The sequence below is a fragment of the Prosthecobacter sp. GW821-HT29F12 genome (assembly GCF_058803405.1).
Genome location: NZ_CM179517.1, coordinates 682,113 through 704,590, shown reverse-complemented (window position 1 = coordinate 704,590; position 22,478 = coordinate 682,113). Strand labels below are relative to the sequence as shown.

Here is a 22,478-nt window from a genome sequence, read left to right as displayed (position 1 = left end):
CCTCTGCCATGGCGCTTGTAAGTTAAAGAAACGTTCGGTTTGCCGCAGAGGAGCGGAGAGGCAGAGGGAGCAAAGAATGAAATCAATCTCTGCCACCTCTGCTCCTTTGCCCCTCTGCGGCAAACCGAACGTCCAAGACCTCGCCATATCGGAAATCATTTTTACAACCCGCGACTAGCTCCGTCCTCAGTCCTGCTCCGGCGTTGGATGAAACCGCCTCCCGCACACTCACGCGGCCGCCGCCTCCGTCATGATCTTCACCAGGGTGTCCTCCACCTCCTGCGCCGCATCGTTGAGCTGCGGTGTGTTAAACATCGCCAGCAGCGTCGTCGGCTTCAGGGTGGCCAGCACGGTCTTGCCGCCCTCCTCATACACGGAGATCCGGCAGGGCAGCGCCGTGGAGATGCTCAGGTTTTCATCCAGCACCTTCTTCGCCTGCTCCGGCTGGCACACTTCAAAGATCAGGCACTCATGGTCAAACACCACGCCCTTCTTCCACATGGTTTCCTTGAGATCATGCACCTGCATGACGCCGAACTTGTGGGCCGGCACCGCGATCTGCAGCGCCGCCGCCGTCTCTTTCACCGACTTGTCCGTGTTGAGTTGGATGAGCATAGGGATGGTTGGTTGGTTAAGGAGTGGATCGCATGGTCGCGGAAAGCGGATTTACTTTTTCGATAGTTCCCGGATCGCCAGCAGCAGCACCACCACCAGCACCATGCCGGTGATCGCCCACGTCCACGTGCCGTCTGCCATCCATCCTTCGCTTGGGTTCATCGTCAGTCATCGGGAGCGTTGCAGCTCACCGGTCAGGGGTGAATCTTGCCGTGGCCATGAAGGCGGCGCGTTTCGCCCTTCTAAAGCCAGCCGTGGCCTCCAGCGTCTTGTTGGATCGTTTGATGGCTTTGTCCATCACATCCACCATGGACGTGGCCGGGGTGCCGGCGGGTTCCAGGTGTTTCCAGACGTGTTCTTGCATGGTCGTGTCTTGGTTGATCCATCACCAGTGCAGGAGCAGCGCCACCACACCGGCTTTTGGAAACTGAAGCTTGTTTATATCTCCGATTTACCACGGTTCCCCCGTACATCTCCATGGGGTGAAACCCTACCGCACATGCCACGGCCCGGTGGGTGTTCACCCCATGGCGGAATCCCCCCCTGCACGCCATGCTCGTTTTCCCCTTCCTTCATGTTTTTTGGTGATCTCTGCCTTCGTGCCCTTCATTGACTCCCTCCCCTCATCCGCCCCCCACCGCCGTCTGGCAGCAAGACGGCGAAGGCATGAGCCTGACCCTCGCCGGAGACTGGCTGCGTGAAGGCCCCGCCGTCAGCGTCACGGGCACAGCCCCGGATCGCGCGCCCACCCGTTATCAAACAGACGCGCTGGGTGCCCATGACTCCACACTGCCCGCCTTCATCCTCGCGCATCTGCGCACGCTGAAGGCCCCCGCCGAGGGCGATCCGCAGCCCGCACCGCTGGACGGACTCCCCGACAATCTGCGCTGCCTGCTCCAGCTCGCACTCGCCGTGCCGGAGGATGGCGGCGCCCATCCGGACACACGCCCGCAGTCTCGGCTGGAAACCATCGGCAATATCACCCTCAGCGCCTGGCAGAGCGGCATCGCGCTGCTGGACTTCATCGGGCAGGCGGTGCTTTCACTCGGCCGCTTGGCACGTGGTCGTGCGCGCTTCCGCAGCTCAGATTTCTGGATGACGCTGCAGCAGTGCGGCGTGGAGGCCCTGCCCATCGTCTCGCTCATCAGCTTCCTCATCGGCCTCATCCTCGCCTTTGTCGGCAGCGTGCAGCTCGCGCACTTCGGTGCGGATCTCTACGTCGCAGATCTTGTGGGCATCTCCATGGTCCGTGAGATGGGCGTGGTCATGACCGCCATCATCATGAGCGGCCGCACCGGCGCCGCCTTCGCCGCGCACATCGGCAGCATGAAGGCCAATGAAGAGATCGATGCCCTGCGCACCTTCGGCTTTGATCCCTTCGACTTCCTCGTCCTCCCACGCATCCTCGCATTGGTGCTGATGATGCCCCTGCTCACCGTGTATGCAGACCTCGTGGGCATCCTCGGCGGCATGCTGGTCGGTGCCGCCTCGGGCATCCCGCCCGTGCTTTACTGGACGGAGACGGTCGCATCCTTAAACATCACCAACGCCTCCCTCGGTGTTATAAAAAGCCCCTTCTTCGGCGCCGCCATCGCCATCAGCGGCTGCATGCAGGGCATGCGCGCGGGGAATTCCTCCGCCGCCGTGGGAGAGGCCACCACGCGTGCCGTCGTCACCGCCATCACTTCCGTCATCGTGCTGGACTCCGCCTTCGCCGCCATCTTCACCCTGCTGGACATCTGACCATGGCCGCCAAAATCACCGTCCAAGATCTCACCATGGCCTACGGCGACCTCGTGGTGATGCATGACCTCAATTTCGAAATTCAAGACAAGGACATCTTCGTCATCATGGGCGGCAGCGGCTGCGGCAAGAGCACCCTCCTGCGCCACCTCATCGGCCTGCGCGAGCCAGCCAAAGGCTCCATCCTCTACGATGGCAAAGACTTCACCGCCACGCCTCTCGAAGAGCGCGGCCCCTTCTTCCAGCGCTTTGGCGTCATGTATCAGTCCGCCGCTCTGTGGTCATCCCTCACCCTCGCGGAAAACATCTCCATGCCGCTGGAGGAATCCTGCAAGCTCCCGCCCAAGACCCTGCGCGATCTCGCCTGCTACAAGCTCTCCCTCGTCGGCCTCTCAGGCTATGAAGACTTCTACCCTTCGCAGATCAGCGGCGGCATGAAGAAGCGTGCAGGCATCGCACGCGCCATGGCCTTGGACCCCGACATCCTCTTTCTCGACGAACCCAGCTCCGGCCTCGATCCCCTCAGCTCCCGCCGCCTGGACGATCTCATCCTCGGCCTGCGCGATGGCCAGGGCTCCACCATCGTCATCGTCACGCACGAGCTCGCCAGCATCTTCAGCATCGCCAACAACTCCGTGTTTCTCGACACCGCCACCCACACCCAGGGCGCCCTGGGCAATCCCTCCGATCTCCGCGATCACTCGGACAATCCTGCCGTGCGCCTCTTTTTAAATCGCGGCGACACACCTCCACCCACACCATGAGCAAAACCGCCAGCCCCACACTCATCGGCATCTTCACCCTCGTCGGCCTCGTGCTCGCCGCCGGGTCCCTCATCCTCTTTGGTGCCAGCCGCTTCTTTGAAAAGACCAGCCGCATCATGCTCTACTTTGATCAGAGCGCCAATGGCCTCCTCGTCGGCTCGGAGGCCCGCTTCGGCGGCGTGCGCATCGGTCGCGTCGCATCCATCCGTGTCCTGCTCGATTCCAAAGAGAACCGCAAGATCATCCCCGTCGTCGTCGAGCTCTCCGAGAAAGACCTCCGCTTCGTCGGCTCCACCACCGGAGACAAAATTGACTTCACCACCGATGCCGGCGTGAAGTTCGCCGTGGCCAATGGCCTGCGCGCACGCATGAAGCAGCAGAGCCTCCTCACCGGCCAGCTCTACATCGAGTTCGACATCGCCCCGGACAAGCCCGGCTTCCTCTTCAAACCCGAGAACCCGCCGAGCTTCCCCGCCGTCCCCACCATGGGCACCGAGCTCGATGCCATCATCTCCGGCATCTCGGACGGCCTGAAAAAATTCAACGACCTCGATCTCGCCTCAATCATGAAAGATCTGCGCGATGTCCTCTCCAACACCAAGGAGCAGATCGCCGCGCTCAATCTCAAGGCCATCAACGACAACATCCTCGGCATCACCACCGACGTCCGCGCCCTCACCGGCAACAAAAAACTCGGCCTCGCCATCGACACCCTCGCGACGGCGCTCAAGAGCTTCGATGAACTCGCCAAGAAGGCCAATCTGGGCATCGATCCCCTGCTCAAGGATTTGGAAAAAGTCATGCAGCAGGCCACTGCCGGACTGGAGAAAATCAAGGAAGCCTCCGCCGACATCTCCAACGTCACCAATCCCCGCGCCCCCGTCCTCATGCGCCTGCAAAACGTACTGGAGGAGGCGGAGCGCGCCTCACGCGCCATCAAGGAACTCGCCAACGAGCTCAAACGAAACCCCAGCACGCTCCTGCGCGGCAAAGACCTCAATCCATGAACACGCGCCTCCTCACCTGCGGCCTCCTGCTGCTGACACTCGCCGCCTGCAGCGTGCTCCAGCCCGTCAAAGACACCGCCACCCAGCACCTGCTGGAGCCTCTGGTGCCAGACCGCACCCTCACCGCTGCGCGCCCCGCCATCGCCGTGGGCCGCCCCTCCCTCCCCGGCTACCTCGACAGCCTGCAGCTCGTCACCCGCTCCGCCGGCAAGCTCATGGTCAGCAAGCTCGACCTCTGGGGCGAGCCCCTCGACTCCGGCATCTCCCGCGTCATCGCCAGCAATCTCAGCCGCCTCACCGGCTCCATGAACATCCAGCCCGTCGAAAGCTTCACCTCGCTCGATTACACCACCCTCCTCGAATTGAAGATCGCCCAGTTCGAACCCGACGCCGCCAGCCAAATGGTCCTGCAAGGCACCTGGAAACTCCAGCCCGTCACCGGCGGCGAAGCCCGCACCCACTACTTCCGCCTCCTCATCCCCGTCCCCCCAGATCCCACCTCCCTGCGCGCCCGCGTCACCGCCATGAACCAGGCCCTCGATCAGCTCTCCCGCCAGATCGCCCGCAGCCGGTAAAAGCACCCACCCAAAGTTGCCTTGTTCCTGCGGAACAAGGTCTCCCCTCATTTGGACTGCGGTGTCGCGCTCAGGCTTACCGCACGCCACCCGCCTCCCTCAGTTCGGATCCCCCTCATTGCGCCACGCCGCCATCGCCTGCGCATCCGTGGGTGCTTGCTGCATTCGTGTCAGCATCTCCCCTTCCCTGTATTCCGGCGAATGCTGGATCTCATCCCGCGTGAGATTCACCGAGATGTTCGACTCTCCCCAGTTCACGCCTTCGATCGACTTCGGAGAAATCAGAAACCGTTTTCCCGGCAGCCAGTACCGCGTGCTCACCACCACATGCACGATCTCCCAGGTCTCATCATCCACGATGAAATCCTGCACATGCCCGATCTCACCGTCCGTCGCCTTCACGTCGTAGTCCGTAACCTCAAACGTGCTGCGCAGGTGTGGATCCCAGGCCCACTTGCCGTCCACGGCGGAGTTCCACAGATCCCGGTCCCGCATGATGCCGGGATAATTCCCCCACAGCTCCGTGCCGGCCCAGTACGTCGGCCAGCCATGATGGCCGTAGTAGTCTTCTTCGTACTGGCGGGACACAGGCTTGTCACTGTCCAGAGAGGGGCTTTCCTCGATCTGCTGCTTCGTCAGGTTCACGGCGATTTGTTCCCTATCCCCCATCACGCCCACCAGAGCATGCGGAGAGATCAGCACCTGCCTGCCCGTGAGCCAGTTCCCCGTGTCCGCCACCAGGTAGCGCACCGTCCAGAAGCGGTCATCAAAGTAGAATTCGCGGACCTTCCCCATGGCGCCGTCCAGGCCTTCCAGTGAGTATCCCTTGAGTGTGGTGGCGGAAATGAGCATGGTCTTGGATAATGGCGTTGAGGGTGGGAAAATCAACGCAACCTGCCTGCCCCGCAACCCCGCCGAAATGGGGTGAAACCCCACCTGCACCTTCACGCCTTCACGCCTTCACGCCTTCACGCCTTCACGCCTCCGCAGGACCAGACCCTGTCGAAGAATGGCATCACCCACTGACGCTCTTGCCTTGAAGGCCAACGGCCTTCCGTCTTTCAGCCCAGGTGTGCCGAGCTTATACTTCGCTCGAGGGGGCTGTTTGGTTGTGCCAATCCCCGCCACGCCAACGCCCGCGCCATGACGTGAAATCCCACTGCCGGGACTTGCATCACCCACTGACGCCCTTGTCTTGAAGGCCAACGGCCTTCCGTATTTCAGCCCAGGGGTGCCGAGCTTTAGCGCAATGCCGTTAAGCAATGTTGACGACTTGATATAGAGGGGCAGCGGTGATGGAAGTAGGTGAGGTCATGCGCGGCCAGTCCTTCACGGACTGGCGCACCTTGCGCTGACAACTTCTGGCACGTCTTGGAGGCAGCGCATATGCGGCGATTTGAGCCCGCACCCGCCGCACTAGCTCGGCTTGCGAGGACTGGTCCATCAACCCCTGCGCCGAGCTGAGCACCAGCCACAACGCCTGGGTGTGCTCAAGACAGATGCTCAGGCTGATGCGCATCACTCCGGCGGCCTGCACCTCGCCCCCGGCTTGTGCGGCCGCCGCCAGGCGTTCTTCTGCAACCAGTGTGCAGGCCATGAGCAACGCAGCGATCTCCTGCTGTGCCGTCTCCGGCGTATGGCTTTGCAGCAGTCCGTTGCGCGCCACCTGCAGCTTGAGCTCACGGTAGAACACCTCCTGCTCCCAGCGCCGTGCATAAAGTTCGAGAACCTTCTGCGCCCCGGCCTGCTCCACGCTCAGGCTGGTCCACAGCCGCACCTCCACCCACTTGTTTTGCATGCGGCTCCACACGCGTCCGCGCACTTCGCGCACCACCAGCGTTTTGAGCACCCGGCGCCACTTGACCTTGTCACACAGGCGCACCTCCACCATGGCAGAGCCGTCGTCCAGCGGCATGCGCACCGCGGCGGCGAGCTTGTCTTTGACCCGCACCAGATAGTGTTGCGCCCTGGCCGTGTCGCATTGCTGCTGCAGCGTGTCGAGCACCGATGCATACCCGTAGAGGCGGTCAAGGATCAGCAGGCAGTGCTGCGGCAGAGCCTGCAGCAGCGGCAGGCTCAGTGCCTGCTCGCTCTCCCCATCAAGCCCCAGCGTGGCGTGCAGCGGCGCATGGGTGCCCAGCTCCACGAGCGCGGACATGCGGATGTGGGCGAAGGCGGCGCTGCCGCTGCGCGTCTGCATCTTGGTGATGCGTTCAAGCTGCTGTGCAGTGTTGGTCACGTTCCAGCGTGTGCCGTCGATGCCGAGGAGCCGCAGCCCCGCAAAAAAGCAGCTCTCATGCAGCTGCGCATCAGCCAGCGGCCGCAAGGTCTCGCGCATGATGAGCAGGAAGATGTCCCCGCCAAGCTGCTGGCGGCGCTGGCTGAGGGCGGAGTCACTGAGAGTCATGCCGAAAAAATGGCGCAGACATTGGGAGAAGCGACCGGCAAAAGGCAGCGTGTGCGCGATGAGGCCAACGATGATCTGCCAGGTGAAAATCTTGCGGCGGGGCCCCTGGTGGCGTTCCAGGTCGGCAGTCTCAAGTTCATCCCTGCTCCATTGCAGCAGCCTGAGAATGCGGCTGACGAGATCAACGGGCTGGTCGTGGGCAACAATAGCATGGCATGGCGGGGGCATCCCATGTCAGTTAACCATGAAACAACAATGTACAGTAATTATAGCTTAACGGCATTGAGCTTTAGCGAGTGCTCCCCTGGGTTTAGGAAGCCAATCCGGGAAGCAAACCCAGCACCTCGCCACACGACGCCGGGCACCAGCAGCGTCTGCTACGCCATCGTGCCGCAGGAGGGCGTGTCCCGCGCCCCATGGCATCCGGTCCCAGATGACACACGCACTCCATTGGCTCCTGTGAAAGCAGCCCTCTCATGCCCGCAGTCTCGCTCAGCGCTGCCCATCCTCCGGCTTGTTCAAAGCAGCGCTCAGACGCTGCTCCTCGCCCGCCTCGTCATTGCCTGCATCCACGAGCTGTTCCGCGATGGTCTCGTCCTTCTCAGCAGGCTCGCTCTCCACGCGGTGCCCGGCTTCGTCCTCACTTTCATCCCATGCGGAGATGCGGTCATTCCCCGGCACGGTTTCCGGCTCCAGCAGATCCTGGCTGTCGTCGGCCGCTGCATCCTCCATCACCTTGTCATTGAGATCGACTTCATCCCGAAGTTCCTGCGTCGTCCTGGTCGTGGGTTTCATAATAAAGCACCCTCCATCCTCCGGCCTCATCCAGCCATGGGGCCTTCACCCCAAATCGAAGATAGCTCCGCAAAACAAAGCCCTCACTCCGCCTTCTTCACACGCTTCGCCCGGCTCACTTCCTTCCCCACCGGAATCACCGCACGGATCGTCGTCCCCTTGCCGCGCTTCGACACGATGCTGAACACGCCGTTGACCATCTCCACGCGCTCGCGCATGCCGGTCAGGCCGAGTCGGCGGCTCCACTGCGGGGAGGAGAGCAGGTCCACGTCAAAGGATTTGCCATCATCCTTGATTTCCAGGCACACACCGCCGCGTGCATGCCGCAGGCTCACGTCCACATGGTGCGCCTGCGCATGCTTGGCCACGTTGATCAGCGCCTCCTGCGCCACGCGGTAGAGCACCGTGCGCTTGTCGTTGTCCAGCGCCTCCACATCCGGCGATGCGGTGAATTTGATCTCCCGCCCTTTGTGCTTGGGGATTTCGTTGATGTAAGTGCTGAGCGTCGGGATCAGCCCCAGCTGGTCCAGCATCGCCGGACGCAGTTCCCGCGCATAGTCGTGGATGATGCGCACGGACTGCTCCACCAGCTCACGCACCGGGGCCATGGCCTTCTCATCGACCCCCGCCGTGCGCGTGAAGACCGCCAGCCGCACATTGATGCCGATCAGCACCTGGCTGATTTTATCATGCAGCTCATGGCTGATCTCCTTGCGCTGATTTTCCAGGGCGAGGAGCCGCTGGTGGGAGGCCTCGCGCAGCTTTTTCTGCAGCTGGCGTGCCTGGTTCAGCAGCTCATGGGCATGCTGCTCGCTCATCTTGAGCGCGGCTTCCACCGCCTCACGGCGGATGATCTCCAGCTTGAGCTTCGCGTTGGAGGCGGCCAGCACTTCCATGCGGCGCTGGGTTTCCTCCGCACGTTTGCGCTCCGTGATGTTGTTGAAAAAGCATACCACGCGGTGGTCGCCGGACGGCAGCGTCACACGCTGGATCTGCCACTCATACGCCTCCTTCACATGGGTGTCCTTGCGCCGCTCCACAAACTGGGGTGCGTGGTACGGCTCCCCCGTCTTCAGCGTGTGCCGGAAGCGCCTCTCCGCCGCATCCGCCACCCGCTTCGGCCACAGCGACTGGATCACTTCCGCAAAGCACTGCCCGATCAGCGGCTGGACGTTGTTGAACAACGGCATCGCCTTCGGATTCACCTGCACCATGCGCAGCTGGTCATCCACCACATACACGCCGATGGGCGCCTGGCTCAGCAGCGCGGAAAAGAGCGCCTCATTGCGGCGCAGGATGTCCTCCACCTTTTTGCGCGCCGTGATGTCCACCATCACAACGTGGCATTCATGCTCGTTGCTCAGGCGCTTGGCCGCTATGTTCACGATCATCGGCGGCTGGTCCTGGCGCAGCAGCTCAAAGTCGGCGGAGTGCCGCGCATCGTCTTTAAAGACCTGCGCGAGGAAGACATTGAATTCCCGGCGCACTCTGGCTTCCAGCAGCGCGCCAAAGCGCTGGCCCAGCAGGTGTGACCGCTGCACGCCCACGATGGTGGTTCCGGTGAGATTCACCTGGCTGATGGTGCCGTCCACGCCCAGCGTGAAATACCCCACGGGCGCGAAGTCATAGAGATTCGTGTACATTTCCAGTCCCGCGTCCACCGCCGCCTTCGTGACCTTGAGCTCCTCGTTTTGCAGCTCCAGCTCGATCTGGTGAATCTGCAGCTCCTGCAGCGCGCACTGCGCATCCGCTGCATTGGGGGCACGCTTGGTTTTGACAGGCATTTCCCGCAGCCGGCCTTCAGCACGGCGGCGCAGGTCGATGGCTCGTTGTTTCATGATTTGGATTTCCTTTGCGGGGCGGCCGCCCGGCGGCCCTTGGGTTTGCCGAGAGCTTTGTCCAGCGCGCGGCTCTGCTCCGCCGCATGCTGCGTCAGCCGGCGGTGCTGCTCGCGCAGATCAGCCTCGATTTTTTTCGCCGCGGTGATGTCCGCAAACGTGATGACCACACCGTCGATGCGGTTGTCCACCGTGCGGTAGGGCATGATGCGCACCGTGAACCAGCGCCCGTCCTGTGTGGCGATGGAGCGCTCGCTGAAGACCAGCGTGCGCAGCACCTCGTGCGCGTCCTTGACCAGCTCGGGATAGAGCAGGTCGGACGCCAGGTCCGTGATGGGCCGCCCCACATCGCTGGGGATGAATTTGATGATCGTCTTCGCCTGCAGCGTGAAGCGCCGCACATGCAGCTCGTTGTCCAGAAACACCGTCGCGATGTCCGTGCTGTTGAGCAGGTTCTTCATGTCGTTGTTCGTGCCGGAGAGCTCGTCCAGCTTCGCCTGCAGCTCCGCATTCACCGTCTGCAGCTCTTCATTGAGCGACTGCATCTCCTCCTTCGAGGTCATGAGCTCCTCGTTCGTGGACTGCAGCTCCTCATTGGTGGACTGCAGCTCCTCGTTCATGGACTTCAGCTCCTCCTGGGAGGTCTGCATCTCCTCGCGCCCCGCCTGCACTTCATCACGCGCATGCTTCAGCTCGTTTTGCAGCTCCCGCTGCCGTGCGCTGCTGCTGGCCTTGCCTTTGGAATGATCAGGCCGCAGCTCGGCAGGGACCACGGTCTCAGCAAACACGATGAGCAGCATGCCCGCGAGCTCCTTCGGCTCTTCAATGGCCTGCACCATGATGTCCACCGCGCGCGTGTCCGCCGAGGGGCCGATTTTGATGCCCCGCACGGTGACGCTGCCCTTTTTGCGGATCACTTTTTGCATCGCGTTGGAGAGCTCCGTGCGAAGGCCGTCATGCGCCATGGCGATGACGTTCCAGTTCGCCTTGCCGGCGGCGGGCTCCAAAAATTTCCCCGTCTTGCCGCTGATGTAGAGGATGTCCCCATGCTCGTTCACCAGCACGGCGGGCGGTGCGTAGCGCTGCTGCAGCATCTGGTCCGCGACCGACTGCAAACTCGGTGCCGGCACTCGCGATGCGACCTGCGATTCCTGGCGGCTCGTGTGCGCCGGCATATACACGGCGGGAAAGTCCAGGTGGCTGCCCTGCATGGCGGTCTCGCTGCGCTGAAACAGGCGCTCCTTCAGCGCCAGCACCGTGAAGAGGTGCGTGAAGTTGCCGATGCTTTCCGCACTGCCGAGAAAAAGCACCCCGCCCGGATTCAGACTGTAGTGAAACAACGGGAAGAGCTTCTTCTGCAGCTCCGGCGTGAGGTAAATAAGAAGGTTACGGCAGCACAGCAGATCCAGCTTCGTGAACGGCGGGTCCATGATCAGGTTCTGCGGCGCAAAGACCACCATGGAGCGGATCTCCTTGTTCACGCGGTAGCCGCATTCTTCCTTGATGAAAAAGCGCGCCAGCCGCGCAGGCGACACATCCGCGACGATATTCTCCGGAAACAAACCCAGGCGCGCCTTGTCGATCGCGTCCTTGTCCAGATCCGTGGCATAGATCTGCAGCGAGATGTTGTCCGTGATCTTGAGCTGCTTCAGCGTCTCCTTGAAAGTCATGGCCAGCGAGTAGGCCTCCTCCCCCGTGGAGCAGCCCGCCACCCATGCGCGCAGGGTGCTGCCCGCAGGCCGGTCTTTCAGCAGCAGCGGCAGCGCCTTGGAGGCCAGCTGCTCCCACGCGGCCTTGTCGCGGAAAAAATTCGTCACACCGATGAGCAGCTCCTTGAAGAGGATGCCCAGCTCCTGCGGATTCTCCTGCAAGTAGCGCACATAACCGCTGATCTTGCCCACCTGATGAATCCCCATGCGCCTCTCCACACGGCGGTACAACGTGCTGCGCCGGTACAGCGTGAAATCATGCCCGCAGTGCGCACGCAGCAGGATGACGATCTTCTCCAGCGCGCTCTGCACCTTTTCCTCCAGATGCAGCTCGGACTTGTCCAGATGCGGCAGATGCCTCCGGTAGGCGATGAGTTTCTCCGGCAGCTCTTCAGCCGTGGCCACGATGTCCGCCAGCCCGGCATCGATGACGCTGCGCGGCATCGCATCAAACTTCGCCGTGGCAGGATCCTGCACCAGCACGATGCCCGCCTTCTCCTTGATGGCGCGCAGCCCCAGCGTGCCATCGCTGCCCATGCCGGAAAGGATGATGCCCACGCTCTGCTCACGCTGATCCTCCGCCAGAGAGCGGAAGAAGAAGTCGATCGGCAGCCGCAGTCCGCGCATCTCCACGGGAGCCAGCAGGTGCAGCACACCGCGCAGCACGGACATGTCGCTGTTCGGGGGAATCACATACACGCAGTTCGGCTCCGCCCGGGTGCGGTCCTTTACCTGCATCACTTTCAGCTTCGTGGCACGCTGCAGCAGTTCCGGCATCATGCCCTTCTGTGTCGGGTCCAGATGCTGCACGATCACGTAAGCCATGCCGCTGTCCTTCGGCACATGCCCGAGGAACTGCACCAGCGCCTCCAACCCGCCCGCAGATGCACCGATGCCCACGATGGGGCACTCAACGGCTTTCTTCGGCGGTGTCTTCCGTGGTGCAGGAGCGGCTTTGCGCAGGGTGCGCTTCCGCGCTGGAGGTGGGGCTGGCTTTTTCATGAATCAATCACAAGCCCTGTCTTTTGGCCTGGGTGGCGCCTGTGCCTTCAGCAGACTCCACGAACGACTGCTTGTCGAGCACGGTTAGCAGCACTGAGAATAGGAAGTCACTCATGGCGATTAAGATGTGCGCTTAATTTCCCAAGCCACGCACGATGTTCCTGAAGACCCTCATGGCTGACCGGTTCACTGCCCCTGGTCCCGCCTCTGTTGCAGGTCGATGAGATGATCCGAGAGAATCGGCAGCAGCGTCCGCTTGATCAGCGTCTTCGCTGCCACGGACACGTCCTCATTGGCCAGCGCGTTTTCATACTGGCTGATGCCCAGCTCCTCGCCCGCCTGCAGGCATTTCAAAATGGGGGCTTCTCCCAGCAGCACGTCCGACTCCTTCAGCGCCTCTTCAATGCCGGCCCATGTGCCTCCGGCAGCCGAGGGCTCCATGGCAAGTTCAGAAATAAATTGGTTCAGCTCAAAAACATTCGCCTGATGATCCGCGCGGATGCGCTCCAGCACGGTGTCGGTGGCTTCCGGATCATATTTGTCAATCACCTGGCTGTAGGTCTCAACGGCGGCGTTCTCCAGCGTCAGCAGCGCGTTGCACATGTCATAGGTCGTTTCGGTGGCGCTCATGGTATGGCAGGGTGTGGTATGGAATAAGGTGGCTTTCGGTGGCCTGCGGTCGCAGCGCCGATAAAAAAGAGCTGTGACAGCCGGGCGGGGGGTCGCCTCAACTGCCACAGCTGCTTGCGGTGAGAGGTGCGTCAGGAGATCAGACTAACCGGCTCCCTGCCCCTCTCGCGCAAATTACTTGCCGGCAAGTTCCTTGGCCTGGGCAAGGTGGGCCTTCAGCGTTGGGAGCATCTTTTCAGCCCATGCTTTCAGGTCGCTGTTCTTGGCGTCCTTGGCGGCTTCTTCGAAGTTGCTCACGCACTTCTTGTGGTCGCTGATCATGTCGGAAAGGAATTCCTTGTCGAAATCAGCCTTGGTGGCCTTTTCCAGCTTCTGGAATTCTTCCGCATGTTTCGGGCTGATCACGGCGGAGACTTCCACGCCCTTTTCGGTGGCCAGAGCATTGAGCTCCTTGTTCGCCTGGGTGTGGTCTTTGACCAGCATTTCAGCGAAGGCTTTGACGTCTGCACGCTCGGCTTTTTGCACGCCCAGTTCGGCGATTTTCAGTTCAGCATTGCCGGCGGCGGCTTCGGTTTTGACGAATTTGACGTCAGCTGCATCGAGGGTGTCCTTCGGTGCGGCGCTGCCGTTGGAAGTGAAGAGCATCGCGGCGCAAAGTGCGAGGGTGGATGCGGAGAAGAGAGAGGTTGTTTTCGATTTCATGGTGGTTGTTTTTCTTGGTTTTGAGGACGCAGTTGTTGGTGTCATCAGCAGCATGCTAGAGTTCCCGCGCCGCATCCGCCATGGGGTGAAACCCGACTCTTTTTATTTTTCACCCGGGCTTCCCGTGCCATGCCGCCGCTGCACAAAAAAGCCCTGCATCCGTGTCATGGAATGCAGGGCCGATGGATGAACCAACGCAGGCACTCAGGTGCAGCCGCGCAGCACAAAGAACAGCAGCAGCACAGGAACGGGGATGCCCAGCAGCCACAGCAGCGCCCAGCCGATTTTACCTTCTGTTGTTTTGCGCGTGATCAGTGTTTTCATGGAGTGCCTTGTGTATGGGGGGCGGGATCAGTCGCCGTTTTTTTATTTTACACTCTTATTGTAGTGCCGTGGCAGCACCACACGAAACGTGGAGCCCGCACCCGGGCTCGTCTCCAGCTCCAGGCTCGCATCCAGCAGCTCGCACAGACGCTTCACGATGGAAAGACCCACGCCCTCTCCGGGCAGCTGGCTGGGCGGCAGCGTGGTGGACTGCGCAGGCACCGTGGGTGCGTTCGCCAGATCTCCCGCCGTGCGGTCCTGGGCATGAATGTCATCCGCCGCATGCGCGGTTTGCGTGGCTTCATACAGCTGCCGTGCCAGCGGTGCGCCCGGGCCTGCGTCCAGTCCGGGGCCGGTGTCCTGCACACAAAACATCCAGTCATTCGTTTCACTTCCCTGGCCAGGCCCCCAGATCACGGTCACACCTCCGCTCTGCGTGTACTTGAGCGCATTGAGCAGCAGGTTTTGCAGGATGCGCTGGATCTTGGCCCGGTCGCCATGCACCCGCAGGGAGTCCGGTCCCAGCATCTTCAGATACAGTCCTCGCGCCTCCGCCAGTGGCGTGGATGTCAGGCAGAAATCCGCCAGCAGCACCCCCGCATCAAACGGCACCACCTTGCGAGTTTCCAGTCCCGCATCCAGCCGAGCCAGACTCATCAGATCCTTGAGCATGTCATTCAGAGATGACACGCCCTTCTGCAGCAAACTGGCAAACTCATGCCGGATCGGTTCCGTCACATTCTTGCGGTCCAGCACCGAAGTCGCTCCAGACACCACGCTCAGGCTGCCCTGCAGATCATGCGTGGCTTCACGCCATGCGGCCGCACGCGCCCGGTCCAGATCATTCAGCGTGGCCAGCGCCTGCTCCAGTTCACGCACATGCCCGTTCGCCTCCGCCTGGTGCAGCCGCCAGTACTGCGTGGCGCTGTCGCTGATGCCTTCCCAGCACAGCTGCGCCCACGCACGCCGTGCCGTCGGCAGAACAGGCGGCTCCAGATGGGGATGCGCCGGCGCATAGGCCTCCAGCTCCTCCATCACCGCCATCTGCAGCTGGCCCCACTCCTGCGTCAGCTCCCGCAGCTGGTAGCCCTGCTGCCAGCGCTGCAAACCATGCTCGATCACCTGGTCCTTTTCATTCTGCTGCGCCTGCGCGCTCTCCACCTGCGGCCACGCGCGCAGCCTCAGGGCCAGTGAATCCAGCACGCCGGGAATGTGGTCGTTGAACTGCAGCCGCGTCAATGATGACGCGATGTCCAGTTCCGCCACACTTTCCGTCGCAGTGCGCCAGCGTTGCAGGATCACCTCCCGCTGCTTTCCCAGGTGGGCCGCCAGCGTGCTCAGCTGCTCACGGGTCCGTGCCATTGCCTTGGCCGCGCTTACCACTTGATGCGCCCCTGGTGAATCTGATCCTGCATGCTCAGCTGCGACCACAAATATTCCTCGGTCGCATCAATCATCATCTCATCAATGAAACGATGCATCGTCGTGGAGATGAACAGCGTGGATGCCGCGCCAAACTCCAGATGCAGGCCTTCAAACTGACGCAGGTGGTGGATCAAAATGGCGCGCAGGTGCATCAGCTCACGCAGCATTTCAGGCAGTTCATACCCCTGCCGCAATCGCGTCGCACCGTGCTCCTCCGCATCTTTCAGTGACTTCTCCGCCACCACATCACTGCCGTAAAACCGCAGCGTCTTCACCAGGTTCTCAAAAATCTCAGGCAGGTGGTTTTTGAGCGCCACCGTGTTCAGGTTTTCGCTCGCAATGATGGCGGCGTCGCCATGCACTCGCGAAAGCCATTCATTGAGGATCACCTCCTTCTGCGCACCAAGGTAGTCGGCGAGTTGGACGTTCACACTGGCGGGAGGGGTTTCGGGCGGTGGTATCGTGGGGGCTATCATTGGGATTGAACTCATGTCGTGGTTGAAAGATCGCAGGAGTGGAAGGCCGGCGGCACGGTGCCTGCCTGAGCCTCTTCATAAGACTAGGGAGCGCGCACCTCATCCGCCATGGGGTATAACCCCCATCACCTCATGACAAAGCGATGCTGAAAGTCTCAAGCCCGACCGGGAGCACTCGGATAGGCGATGATCTCCGTGGCCCGGTTTCTCTCAGGATCGGCCTCATCTCCGCGAGTGCAGATCCCCTGCCCTCCGGCATCCGCAAAGATGACTTCCGCACGCGTGATTTCTGACGAGTTCTCAGCATGCACGGAGATGAGGATGCTCCCGTCCTGCAGCAGGTCGTGATCACGTCCGGCTTCTCGCTCCTGGATGCTTCTGCCGATCCATCCGCCGCAGACCGCACCAGACACGGCTCCGATCGCCGTACCCGTCAGCGCAGCCAGAACGGGACTCGCATCAATGAAACCGCCGAATCCCGGGATGGCCAGCACGCCGATCCCCGCAATCCACCCCAGTGCACCGCCGATGCCCAGCCCAGCAATGACGCCTTCAGGCATCTTCGTGCGCCGAATCGGCGCAGCTTCGTGGCCCGCATTCTGATCCGTCAGCAGTGCGGAAATGTCGTTGCTGGAAAAGCTCGCAGCCTTGAGCTGATCAACGATGTGTCCCGCCTGAGTGCGCGAGTTGGCGAAGCAGAAGACAGAAGTTCGAGGCATGGTGGTTGGGGCTTTAAAAGGTGATGGCTGGACTGAATTCGCCGCTGAGCCTGCAGGTGGTCGGAACCAAATGCGCCCCGCTGCTCGTCACGCCACACTATGCGCTGCCCCCTCCCCTTCACCATGGAGTGTTCACCCCATTGGCCGCACTGGCGATCTCGCTAGTCTTTCAGCATGAGTTCCTCCTCCCGATCCGGCTGCCTCCTCACGCTGCTTCAGCTCCTCGCCGTCTATCTGCTGAGCCACGGCCCGGTGATGGCCCTGTATTCCAGCCAGCGCATCCACGGCACAGTCCCGGCTGTGGTCACCACAATCTACCAGCCCCTCACATGGCTGTATGAACACACCCCGCTCGGCACCCCCATGACCGCCTACGATGCCTGGTGGAAGAACCTGCTGAAGAAGTCCTGAACCGCGCCCGCAAAAAAGGAGGAAGCGGTCGCCCGCTTCCCCCTGGAGGTCGTTGAATTCAGCCGCAGATGTTAGAAGCGGAACTTCACGCCCAGACGCGCCACGGTGAAGTCAGTGTTCGTGCCGGAGGCAAAGTAATAGTTGCCGTCCACAAACACGCCCATGCAGTTGAGGCTCGCAAAGCGGGCTTCAAGACCGCCACCCACATGGAAGTCACCACGCGTCGTCGCGTTGGTGCCCACGCCGCCGCCCGCCATCACATACGGGGCGATGCACAGGCTCTTGATCGGAGCACGCAGAACGATGCTGCCATCCATCTGGTGATGTTCGCTGTTCGTGGCATACACGCCGTAGCTGCCCTGAAAGCCCAGGTACTCGCTGACGAAGTATTCTGCCAGGACGCCACCACCGGCGACACCTGAGCCGCCATGGCTTGGAAAGAAGGCACCACCAAAGGCGCCCATGGCAAAGCCAGGTGCAAAGCAGTCACAGCCTTGGGCGGCGGCGATGGTGGGTTGCACGGCTTTGGAGTTGTCCACGGTGCCAGCGAAGGCGCTGGTAGCCAGGGTGAGAGTGAGGAGGAGTGAGGTTATTTTCTTCATGGGATGCATTGCGTTGGTTTTTTGACGGAGCCTTTGGAGCAGAAGTCCAAAGCCCCCCCCTCTAGGGGGTGGTGGCATTTTCTACCATGGGGTCAAACCCTACCCCGGCGGACGCTCCTCCCACGCGACATTTCATGCAAAGTAGGGTTTCACCCCATCGCAGTTGCCGTCCCTGCCGACGACGCTTGCCCACAAGCCATGAATTCCCCACCTACCCCTCCCATCACCGAGCCCCCCCTCAGGTTCAGTGTCGAGGCTGCACGCCAGCTGCTCGAGCAGGCGCTGGAAGCCGAGAAATCTGTCGAAGACACCGAGACAGATCTCGCTCAAAAGCGCGCCATCAATGCCTACACCGGCGCCTCCGCCCTGCTGCCGCCCGAGGTCATCGCCACCGCCGCCCCCGAACAAAGACGCTCTAGTTGAAGGAATGTCAGCAGGTAGGGTTTCACCCCATGGTTAGTTTTCCAGCGCTGGCTGATAACTGACGTCCAACAGCCGTACCAGCAAAGAATCAAGCCTTGCTGGCTCGAATGCTGTCCTTCCAGTACAAGCATGAGTGAATCCCTGTTGAGCCAATTGTCCGCCCATTACCTGGCGGCATTGCGCACCCATTTGGAGCAAGGCCGCCAGGCGAGCCTCCTGCCCGCCCATGCACTGGGTACTGAGGCGGTAAACATGGAACTCGAGACACTGGACCTGGCCAAAGTCCACCATCAGGCCCTGGCCGTGCTCATTCCCACTGATGGCTCGCCCAGCACACGCAACGAGATGACGCGGCGTGCGGAGGGCTTCTTCACCGAAGCCATCGTCCCCATCGAAAAAACCCACCGCCTGGCTCGCGAGTCCGGCGCCGACCTGCAGCAGCTCCAGGAGCGCCTGGGTCAGCGCACGCTGGATCTCGCAGATTCCCATCGTGACCTCCAGCAGGGCATCACCGAACGCATGACCGCCGAGGCCGCGCTGGAAGACAGCGAGCGCACCTCCACCCAGCTGCTCCTCGAATCCCGCCAGCTGGAGCAGCAGCTCAAGGACATGGCGCGCAAAATCATGTCCGCAGACGAAGTGGAGCGCAAAAAAATGAGCCTCCAGCTCCATGACGATATTGGCCAGTCCCTGCTTGGCATCCACATGCGGCTGCTTACCTTGAAAAAGCAGATGGCCGCCAGGCATGAAGGCATCACCCAGGAAATAGCCGCCACGCAGCAGCTGGTGGAGGCTGCCGTGAAAACCATCAACCACTTCGCCCACGAGTTCGGCATTCCCCATGAAATTTAAGCTCACTGATCTTTCGCGTCTCTATCACGCAGCTTTGCAGCAATTCCTGAAGGAAGGCCCGGCCGCCAGCATGGCACCCGCGCACGAGCTCGGACACCAGGCCATCGCCCTCGGGCTGGAGACGCTCGACCTCGCACGCATGCATGAGGTCGCCCTCGTCTCTCTCGTTCTGCCCAGTTACACTTCCAGCGCCAGCAGCGGTCTCATGGCGCGCGCCGGTCTGTTCTTTGCCGAAGCCATCACACCGCTTGAGGAAACTCACCGCGGCGCGCGTGAGGCCAATATTCAGCTCAATCACATGGTCCAGACCCTCAGCCTGCGCACCCAGGAGCTCGCCGCCACTGTGGAGGAGCTCCGGCAGGAAGTCGAACAGCGCAGGGCCATGGAGGAGTCCCTCCGCATCAGCCAGCAGACCTCCAGCGACCTGCTCAAAAAATCCCGCGAATTGCAGGAGGAGCTCCGGCAGCTCTCGCGTCAGCTCCTCACCGCCCAGGAGGAGGAGCGCAAAAAAATCAGCCGCGAGCTGCATGACGTCATCGCCCAGACCCTCACAGGCATCAATGTCCGCCTCGCGGCCTTGAAGACAGACTCCACCGTCAGCAACAAGACGCTGCAGGGCAAGATCTCCAGCACGCAGGAGCTCGTGGAAAAATCCGTCGACATCGTCCACCGCTTCGCACGCGAGCTGCGCCCCTCCGTGCTGGATGATCTCGGCCTCATCCCCGCGCTGCAGTCCTTCATGACCTCCTACATGCAGGACACCGGCATCCGCGTCAGCTTGCAGGCCTTTGCCGGCATTGAGCAGGCGGACGGCGCCATCCGCACCGTCCTCTACCGCATCGCCCAGGAGGCCCTCACCAATGTGGCGCGTCATGCGCAGGCCAGCCAGGCAGGCTTGAGCATCCAGAATCCGCACGGCGGCATCTGCATGAAAATCACCGACAACGGCTGCGGCTTCACCGTGGAAGGAAAGAGCAGCGCGAAAAAGAACAACCGCCTCGGCCTGCTCGGCATGCGTGAGCGCATCGAGATGATCGGCGGCACCTTCTGCGTGGAGTCCGCCCCAGGCAGAGGCACCACCATCTGCGTGGAGATTCCATCCCCGGATACCAGCGCCTAGCACACCACACAAAACCCGTCCTGCAACACTCCCACCTTGGAATGCCCATGACCCCCATCACCGTTCTTCTCGCAGATGATCACACCATCGTCCGTGAAGGCCTGCGTGCACTGCTCGCCTTGGAAGCTGACATTCAGGTGGTCGGTGAAGCCGCCAACGGCCATCAGGCCGTCGCCTTCGCCAACAAGCTCGCCCCGAATGTCGTCGTCATGGATCTCGCCATGCCCCTGCTCAGCGGGCTTGATGCCATCTCCCGCATTCGCGAATGCACCCCCGCCTCCACCAAGATCATCGTGCTGACCTCCTACGATGAGGAGGCCTACATCCGGCAGGCCAGGGAGCTCGGTGCCTCGGGATACCTCGTCAAGCAAAGCGACTCACAGCTCCTCGCCCGGGCCATCCGCGAGGTCTATCAGGGACACGATTTCTTCAAGCCCATCCATCACTCGTCGGTGCAAACCCCATGAAGCACCCCAGCTCCAGCATCCTCCGGCGCGGAAATCGAGGTGAGAATTCACCTCCCGCCAGCAATCCCTCTGTAAAGTAAACTCAATATGAACTCCATCAACGTCCTGCTCGCCGAAGACCACCAGATCGTCCGCGAAGGCCTGCGTGCCATGCTCAATCTGGAACCAGACATCAAGGTCGTCGCCGAAGCCGAGAACGGCCGCCAGGCCGTGGATCTCGTCACCAAGGTGCGCCCCGACGTCATCGTCATGGACATCGCCATGCCCCTGCTCAATGGCATGGAGGCCACACGCCAGATCCTTCAGGCCTTTCCCGGCACCAAGATTCTCATCCTCTCCGCCCACAGTGATGATGCCTACGTCGCCATGGTCATGGCCATCGGCGCCTCCGGTTATCTCATCAAGCAGACCGCCGCCCATGTCCTCCCAGAGGCCATTCGCGCCGTCCATCAGGGCAAGACCTACTTCAGCCCCATCATCGCCAAGCGCCGCAATCATCAAAAGCAAAAAGCCCGCGATCAGGGAGATCTCCCGGGCAAGGCCGTCCCCACCCTCAGCGCACGCGAGATGGAAGTGCTGCAGCTCATCGCCGAAGGCAAGGCCAACAAGGAAACTGCGGATGAACTCAACATCAGCGTCAAGACGGTCGAGAAGCACCGCCAGAGCCTCATGGACAAGCTCAACATCCACGACACCGCCGGCCTCACCCGCTACGCCATCTCCATGGGCATCATTGAGAACAGCGTCCAGGTGACGATCCTCTGATCCCGTTTGGGGGTTAACCCCCATGGCCAAACCGGGGGCCGCATTGGATGATGTGTCTGTCATGACACTCACCCCCGCACACGCTGCGCGTCTTTGTCCAGCCGCCAGTCACGAGTCCGTGCCCATGCGCTCACCGCAAGGCCAAACGGTGACGACTGAGACCCGCATCGAGATCGGCGGCTCCAGCGTCGGCGAAGATGAAACCGTGATCTTCATCCGCGACAACGGAGCAGGCTTTGATCCCCGTTACGCCGCCAAGCTCTTCGGCGTGTTTCAGCGCCTCCACAGCCAGGAAAAGTTTGAAGGCACCGGCATCGGCCTGGCCAACGTCCAGCGCATCATTCTCCGCCATGGCGGCCGCGTGTGGGCGGAAGGCGCGGTGCATGCCGGCGCCACCTTTTACTTCTCCCTTCCCACCCAAACTCGCTCAAACGAATGATCGCACCTCATACCCTCAAGAGCATTCTCCTGGTGGAGGACGACCCCCAGGATGTGCAGCTCATCCTCGCCGCTCTGGAGCAGCACCATCTCGCCGACAAGGTCTTCGTGGCGCACGATGGTGCCGAGGCGCTCGACTATTTGTACTATCGCGGCACGTATGAGCACCGCCCCCGCGGCTATCCCGTCCTGGTGCTGCTGGATCTCAAGATGCCCAAGGTCGACGGCCTCGAAGTCCTCAAAACCATCAAGTCTGACGCGCAGCTCAGGGCCATCCCCGTCGTCGTCCTCTCCTCCTCACGCGAAACCTCCGACCTCGCCGAATGCTACCGCCTGGGCGTGAACGGCTATGTCGTCAAAGCCATGGATTACCAGGGCTTCATGACCTCCGTCCGCCAGATCGGCGCCTTCTGGGGAAAGCTCAATGAACCGCCGCCAAACTGACGCGCAGGTCTTTGTGAAGGTGGAGCTTAGGGGCATGGCTGCTAACATGGCACGCACTTTTAAACTCACATTTATGTGCTCGGCACCTGATTGCCTCGAACTTATCCGCGTTCCAGATCGCAATCATAATCAACCCACCACTCCACCCGTTGAGGAATTCCAACCCCCTGGAGCCAGTCATATCGTACCGGCGGAAATCACACAGCGCTCAGGCAGAGCATCGTA

25 protein-coding genes are annotated in these 22,478 nt (G+C 61.6%); 12 read left to right on the top strand and 13 right to left on the bottom strand.

The genetic code is table 11. From position 1 onward, the window contains the following. Positions 1-228: 228 nt before the first annotated feature. On the bottom strand, positions 229-615 hold the full coding sequence (locus AC3RLQ_RS02750) for a DUF302 domain-containing protein (protein WP_493034114.1): 387 nt from the start codon (positions 613-615) through the stop codon (positions 229-231). A gap of 187 nt (positions 616-802) precedes the next feature. After that, positions 803-979 (bottom strand): hypothetical protein, encoded by a 177-nt coding sequence (locus tag AC3RLQ_RS02745; protein ID WP_493034112.1) that lies wholly within the window; start codon positions 977-979, stop codon positions 803-805. A gap of 245 nt (positions 980-1,224) precedes the next feature. Here AC3RLQ_RS02745 and AC3RLQ_RS02740 point away from each other — a divergent pair, with 245 nt between their 5' ends. From AC3RLQ_RS02740 to AC3RLQ_RS02725, 4 genes are read left to right on the top strand one after another with little or no spacing between them, the layout of a single operon-like run. Beyond that, positions 1,225-2,358 (top strand): MlaE family ABC transporter permease, encoded by a 1,134-nt coding sequence (locus AC3RLQ_RS02740; RefSeq protein WP_493034110.1) that lies wholly within the window; start codon positions 1,225-1,227, stop codon positions 2,356-2,358. Positions 2,359-2,360: 2 nt separating this feature from the next. Beyond that, positions 2,361-3,122: an ABC transporter ATP-binding protein gene (locus AC3RLQ_RS02735; protein WP_422317729.1), complete on the top strand. Its 762-nt coding sequence runs from the start codon at positions 2,361-2,363 to the stop codon at positions 3,120-3,122. Further along, a complete protein-coding gene (locus AC3RLQ_RS02730; RefSeq protein ID WP_493034107.1) occupies positions 3,119-4,129 on the top strand; it encodes an MlaD family protein in 1,011 nt (336 codons plus the stop codon). Before AC3RLQ_RS02735 ends, AC3RLQ_RS02730 begins: the two co-directional genes overlap by 4 nt. Continuing rightward, positions 4,126-4,704: a PqiC family protein gene (locus tag AC3RLQ_RS02725; protein ID WP_493034105.1), complete on the top strand. Its 579-nt coding sequence runs from the start codon at positions 4,126-4,128 to the stop codon at positions 4,702-4,704. The genes AC3RLQ_RS02730 and AC3RLQ_RS02725 overlap by 4 nt, the downstream gene beginning before the upstream one ends. 99 nt (positions 4,705-4,803) lie before the next feature. Here AC3RLQ_RS02725 and AC3RLQ_RS02720 read toward each other — a convergent pair whose 3' ends face one another. The 10 genes from AC3RLQ_RS02720 to AC3RLQ_RS02675 form a co-directional block, all read right to left on the bottom strand. Continuing rightward, positions 4,804-5,556, bottom strand: a complete 753-nt coding sequence (locus AC3RLQ_RS02720) for a PRC-barrel domain containing protein (protein WP_493034103.1) — start codon at positions 5,554-5,556, stop codon at positions 4,804-4,806. Between the two features lie 403 nt (positions 5,557-5,959). Then, positions 5,960-7,339, bottom strand: a complete 1,380-nt coding sequence (locus AC3RLQ_RS02715; RefSeq protein WP_493029839.1) for an IS4 family transposase — start codon at positions 7,337-7,339, stop codon at positions 5,960-5,962. Positions 7,340-7,603: 264 nt separating this feature from the next. After that, a complete protein-coding gene (locus AC3RLQ_RS02710; protein WP_493034101.1) occupies positions 7,604-7,906 on the bottom strand; it encodes a hypothetical protein in 303 nt (100 codons plus the stop codon). A gap of 83 nt (positions 7,907-7,989) precedes the next feature. Beyond that, positions 7,990-9,744, bottom strand: coding sequence for a PAS domain-containing sensor histidine kinase (locus tag AC3RLQ_RS02705; RefSeq protein WP_493034098.1), 1,755 nt, complete (start codon positions 9,742-9,744; stop codon positions 7,990-7,992). Further along, positions 9,741-12,455 (bottom strand): chemotaxis protein CheB, encoded by a 2,715-nt coding sequence (locus AC3RLQ_RS02700; protein ID WP_493034095.1) that lies wholly within the window; start codon positions 12,453-12,455, stop codon positions 9,741-9,743. Before AC3RLQ_RS02700 ends, AC3RLQ_RS02705 begins: the two co-directional genes overlap by 4 nt. Before the next feature lie 186 nt (positions 12,456-12,641). After that, positions 12,642-13,085, bottom strand: coding sequence for a DUF2383 domain-containing protein (locus AC3RLQ_RS02695; protein WP_493034093.1), 444 nt, complete (start codon positions 13,083-13,085; stop codon positions 12,642-12,644). Between the two features lie 174 nt (positions 13,086-13,259). After that, on the bottom strand, positions 13,260-13,787 hold the full coding sequence (locus AC3RLQ_RS02690) for a DUF4142 domain-containing protein (protein WP_493034090.1): 528 nt from the start codon (positions 13,785-13,787) through the stop codon (positions 13,260-13,262). Positions 13,788-14,153: 366 nt separating this feature from the next. Beyond that, positions 14,154-15,473 (bottom strand): sensor histidine kinase, encoded by a 1,320-nt coding sequence (locus AC3RLQ_RS02685; RefSeq protein ID WP_493034089.1) that lies wholly within the window; start codon positions 15,471-15,473, stop codon positions 14,154-14,156. A gap of 14 nt (positions 15,474-15,487) precedes the next feature. Beyond that, positions 15,488-16,027, bottom strand: a complete 540-nt coding sequence (locus tag AC3RLQ_RS02680; protein WP_493034088.1) for an RsbRD N-terminal domain-containing protein — start codon at positions 16,025-16,027, stop codon at positions 15,488-15,490. Positions 16,028-16,167: 140 nt separating this feature from the next. Beyond that, positions 16,168-16,731 carry a DUF3341 domain-containing protein gene (locus AC3RLQ_RS02675; RefSeq protein WP_493034086.1) on the bottom strand — a complete coding sequence of 188 codons (564 nt, stop codon included), beginning with the start codon at positions 16,729-16,731 and terminating at the stop codon, positions 16,168-16,170. A 174-nt stretch (positions 16,732-16,905) separates the two neighbouring features. Between AC3RLQ_RS02675 and AC3RLQ_RS02670 the strand changes: the two genes are divergently transcribed. Further along, complete coding sequence (locus tag AC3RLQ_RS02670) at positions 16,906-17,142, top strand: hypothetical protein (RefSeq protein WP_493034084.1); 237 nt, start codon at positions 16,906-16,908, stop codon at positions 17,140-17,142. A gap of 71 nt (positions 17,143-17,213) precedes the next feature. Here AC3RLQ_RS02670 and AC3RLQ_RS02665 read toward each other — a convergent pair whose 3' ends face one another. Further along, the gene (locus AC3RLQ_RS02665; protein ID WP_493034081.1) at positions 17,214-17,744 is read right to left on the bottom strand and encodes a hypothetical protein; all 531 of its coding nucleotides are present in this window, start codon (positions 17,742-17,744) and stop codon (positions 17,214-17,216) included. Between the two features lie 198 nt (positions 17,745-17,942). Here AC3RLQ_RS02665 and AC3RLQ_RS02660 point away from each other — a divergent pair, with 198 nt between their 5' ends. From AC3RLQ_RS02660 to AC3RLQ_RS02630, 7 genes are all read left to right on the top strand, one after another. After that, positions 17,943-18,167, top strand: coding sequence for a hypothetical protein (locus AC3RLQ_RS02660; RefSeq protein WP_493034079.1), 225 nt, complete (start codon positions 17,943-17,945; stop codon positions 18,165-18,167). Between the two features lie 129 nt (positions 18,168-18,296). Beyond that, positions 18,297-19,019: a histidine kinase gene (locus AC3RLQ_RS02655; protein ID WP_493034077.1), complete on the top strand. Its 723-nt coding sequence runs from the start codon at positions 18,297-18,299 to the stop codon at positions 19,017-19,019. Continuing rightward, complete coding sequence (locus tag AC3RLQ_RS02650) at positions 19,009-20,139, top strand: ATP-binding protein (protein WP_493034075.1); 1,131 nt, start codon at positions 19,009-19,011, stop codon at positions 20,137-20,139. The genes AC3RLQ_RS02655 and AC3RLQ_RS02650 overlap by 11 nt, the downstream gene beginning before the upstream one ends. Positions 20,140-20,186: 47 nt before the next feature. Next, a complete protein-coding gene (locus AC3RLQ_RS02645; RefSeq protein ID WP_493034073.1) occupies positions 20,187-20,606 on the top strand; it encodes a response regulator in 420 nt (139 codons plus the stop codon). 87 nt (positions 20,607-20,693) lie between these two features. After that, a complete protein-coding gene (locus tag AC3RLQ_RS02640) occupies positions 20,694-21,371 on the top strand; it encodes a response regulator (protein WP_493034071.1) in 678 nt (225 codons plus the stop codon). A 61-nt stretch (positions 21,372-21,432) separates the two neighbouring features. Further along, a complete protein-coding gene (locus AC3RLQ_RS02635) occupies positions 21,433-21,810 on the top strand; it encodes a sensor histidine kinase (RefSeq protein ID WP_493034069.1) in 378 nt (125 codons plus the stop codon). Further along, entirely contained in the window at positions 21,807-22,253 is a 447-nt protein-coding gene (locus tag AC3RLQ_RS02630; protein WP_493034067.1) for a response regulator, read from the top strand. Before AC3RLQ_RS02635 ends, AC3RLQ_RS02630 begins: the two co-directional genes overlap by 4 nt. The last annotated feature ends 225 nt before the right edge of the window (positions 22,254-22,478 follow it).

What these genes read in the sequence shown, in the direction of transcription:
- AC3RLQ_RS02690 (WP_493034090.1), bottom strand. Translation starts at nt 13,787, where the DNA reads ATGAAATCGAAAACAACCTCTCTCTTCTCCGCATCCACCCTCGCACTT.
- AC3RLQ_RS02715 (WP_493029839.1), bottom strand. Translation starts at nt 7,339, where the DNA reads ATGCCCCCGCCATGCCATGCTATTGTTGCCCACGACCAGCCCGTTGAT.
- AC3RLQ_RS02725 (WP_493034105.1), top strand. Translation starts at nt 4,126, where the DNA reads ATGAACACGCGCCTCCTCACCTGCGGCCTCCTGCTGCTGACACTCGCC.
- AC3RLQ_RS02720 (WP_493034103.1), bottom strand. Translation starts at nt 5,556, where the DNA reads ATGCTCATTTCCGCCACCACACTCAAGGGATACTCACTGGAAGGCCTG.
- AC3RLQ_RS02710 (WP_493034101.1), bottom strand. Translation starts at nt 7,906, where the DNA reads ATGAAACCCACGACCAGGACGACGCAGGAACTTCGGGATGAAGTCGAT.
- AC3RLQ_RS02680 (WP_493034088.1), bottom strand. Translation starts at nt 16,027, where the DNA reads ATGAGTTCAATCCCAATGATAGCCCCCACGATACCACCGCCCGAAACC.
- AC3RLQ_RS02685 (WP_493034089.1), bottom strand. Translation starts at nt 15,473, where the DNA reads ATGGCACGGACCCGTGAGCAGCTGAGCACGCTGGCGGCCCACCTGGGA.
- AC3RLQ_RS02630 (WP_493034067.1), top strand. Translation starts at nt 21,807, where the DNA reads ATGATCGCACCTCATACCCTCAAGAGCATTCTCCTGGTGGAGGACGAC.
- AC3RLQ_RS02745 (WP_493034112.1), bottom strand. Translation starts at nt 979, where the DNA reads ATGCAAGAACACGTCTGGAAACACCTGGAACCCGCCGGCACCCCGGCC.
- AC3RLQ_RS02635 (WP_493034069.1), top strand. Translation starts at nt 21,433, where the DNA reads ATGACACTCACCCCCGCACACGCTGCGCGTCTTTGTCCAGCCGCCAGT.
- AC3RLQ_RS02655 (WP_493034077.1), top strand. Translation starts at nt 18,297, where the DNA reads ATGAGTGAATCCCTGTTGAGCCAATTGTCCGCCCATTACCTGGCGGCA.
- AC3RLQ_RS02750 (WP_493034114.1), bottom strand. Translation starts at nt 615, where the DNA reads ATGCTCATCCAACTCAACACGGACAAGTCGGTGAAAGAGACGGCGGCG.
- AC3RLQ_RS02660 (WP_493034079.1), top strand. Translation starts at nt 17,943, where the DNA reads ATGAATTCCCCACCTACCCCTCCCATCACCGAGCCCCCCCTCAGGTTC.
- AC3RLQ_RS02730 (WP_493034107.1), top strand. Translation starts at nt 3,119, where the DNA reads ATGAGCAAAACCGCCAGCCCCACACTCATCGGCATCTTCACCCTCGTC.
- AC3RLQ_RS02650 (WP_493034075.1), top strand. Translation starts at nt 19,009, where the DNA reads ATGAAATTTAAGCTCACTGATCTTTCGCGTCTCTATCACGCAGCTTTG.
- AC3RLQ_RS02675 (WP_493034086.1), bottom strand. Translation starts at nt 16,731, where the DNA reads ATGCCTCGAACTTCTGTCTTCTGCTTCGCCAACTCGCGCACTCAGGCG.
- AC3RLQ_RS02700 (WP_493034095.1), bottom strand. Translation starts at nt 12,455, where the DNA reads ATGAAAAAGCCAGCCCCACCTCCAGCGCGGAAGCGCACCCTGCGCAAA.
- AC3RLQ_RS02665 (WP_493034081.1), bottom strand. Translation starts at nt 17,744, where the DNA reads ATGAAGAAAATAACCTCACTCCTCCTCACTCTCACCCTGGCTACCAGC.
- AC3RLQ_RS02695 (WP_493034093.1), bottom strand. Translation starts at nt 13,085, where the DNA reads ATGAGCGCCACCGAAACGACCTATGACATGTGCAACGCGCTGCTGACG.
- AC3RLQ_RS02705 (WP_493034098.1), bottom strand. Translation starts at nt 9,744, where the DNA reads ATGAAACAACGAGCCATCGACCTGCGCCGCCGTGCTGAAGGCCGGCTG.
- AC3RLQ_RS02735 (WP_422317729.1), top strand. Translation starts at nt 2,361, where the DNA reads ATGGCCGCCAAAATCACCGTCCAAGATCTCACCATGGCCTACGGCGAC.
- AC3RLQ_RS02645 (WP_493034073.1), top strand. Translation starts at nt 20,187, where the DNA reads ATGACCCCCATCACCGTTCTTCTCGCAGATGATCACACCATCGTCCGT.
- AC3RLQ_RS02640 (WP_493034071.1), top strand. Translation starts at nt 20,694, where the DNA reads ATGAACTCCATCAACGTCCTGCTCGCCGAAGACCACCAGATCGTCCGC.
- AC3RLQ_RS02670 (WP_493034084.1), top strand. Translation starts at nt 16,906, where the DNA reads ATGAGTTCCTCCTCCCGATCCGGCTGCCTCCTCACGCTGCTTCAGCTC.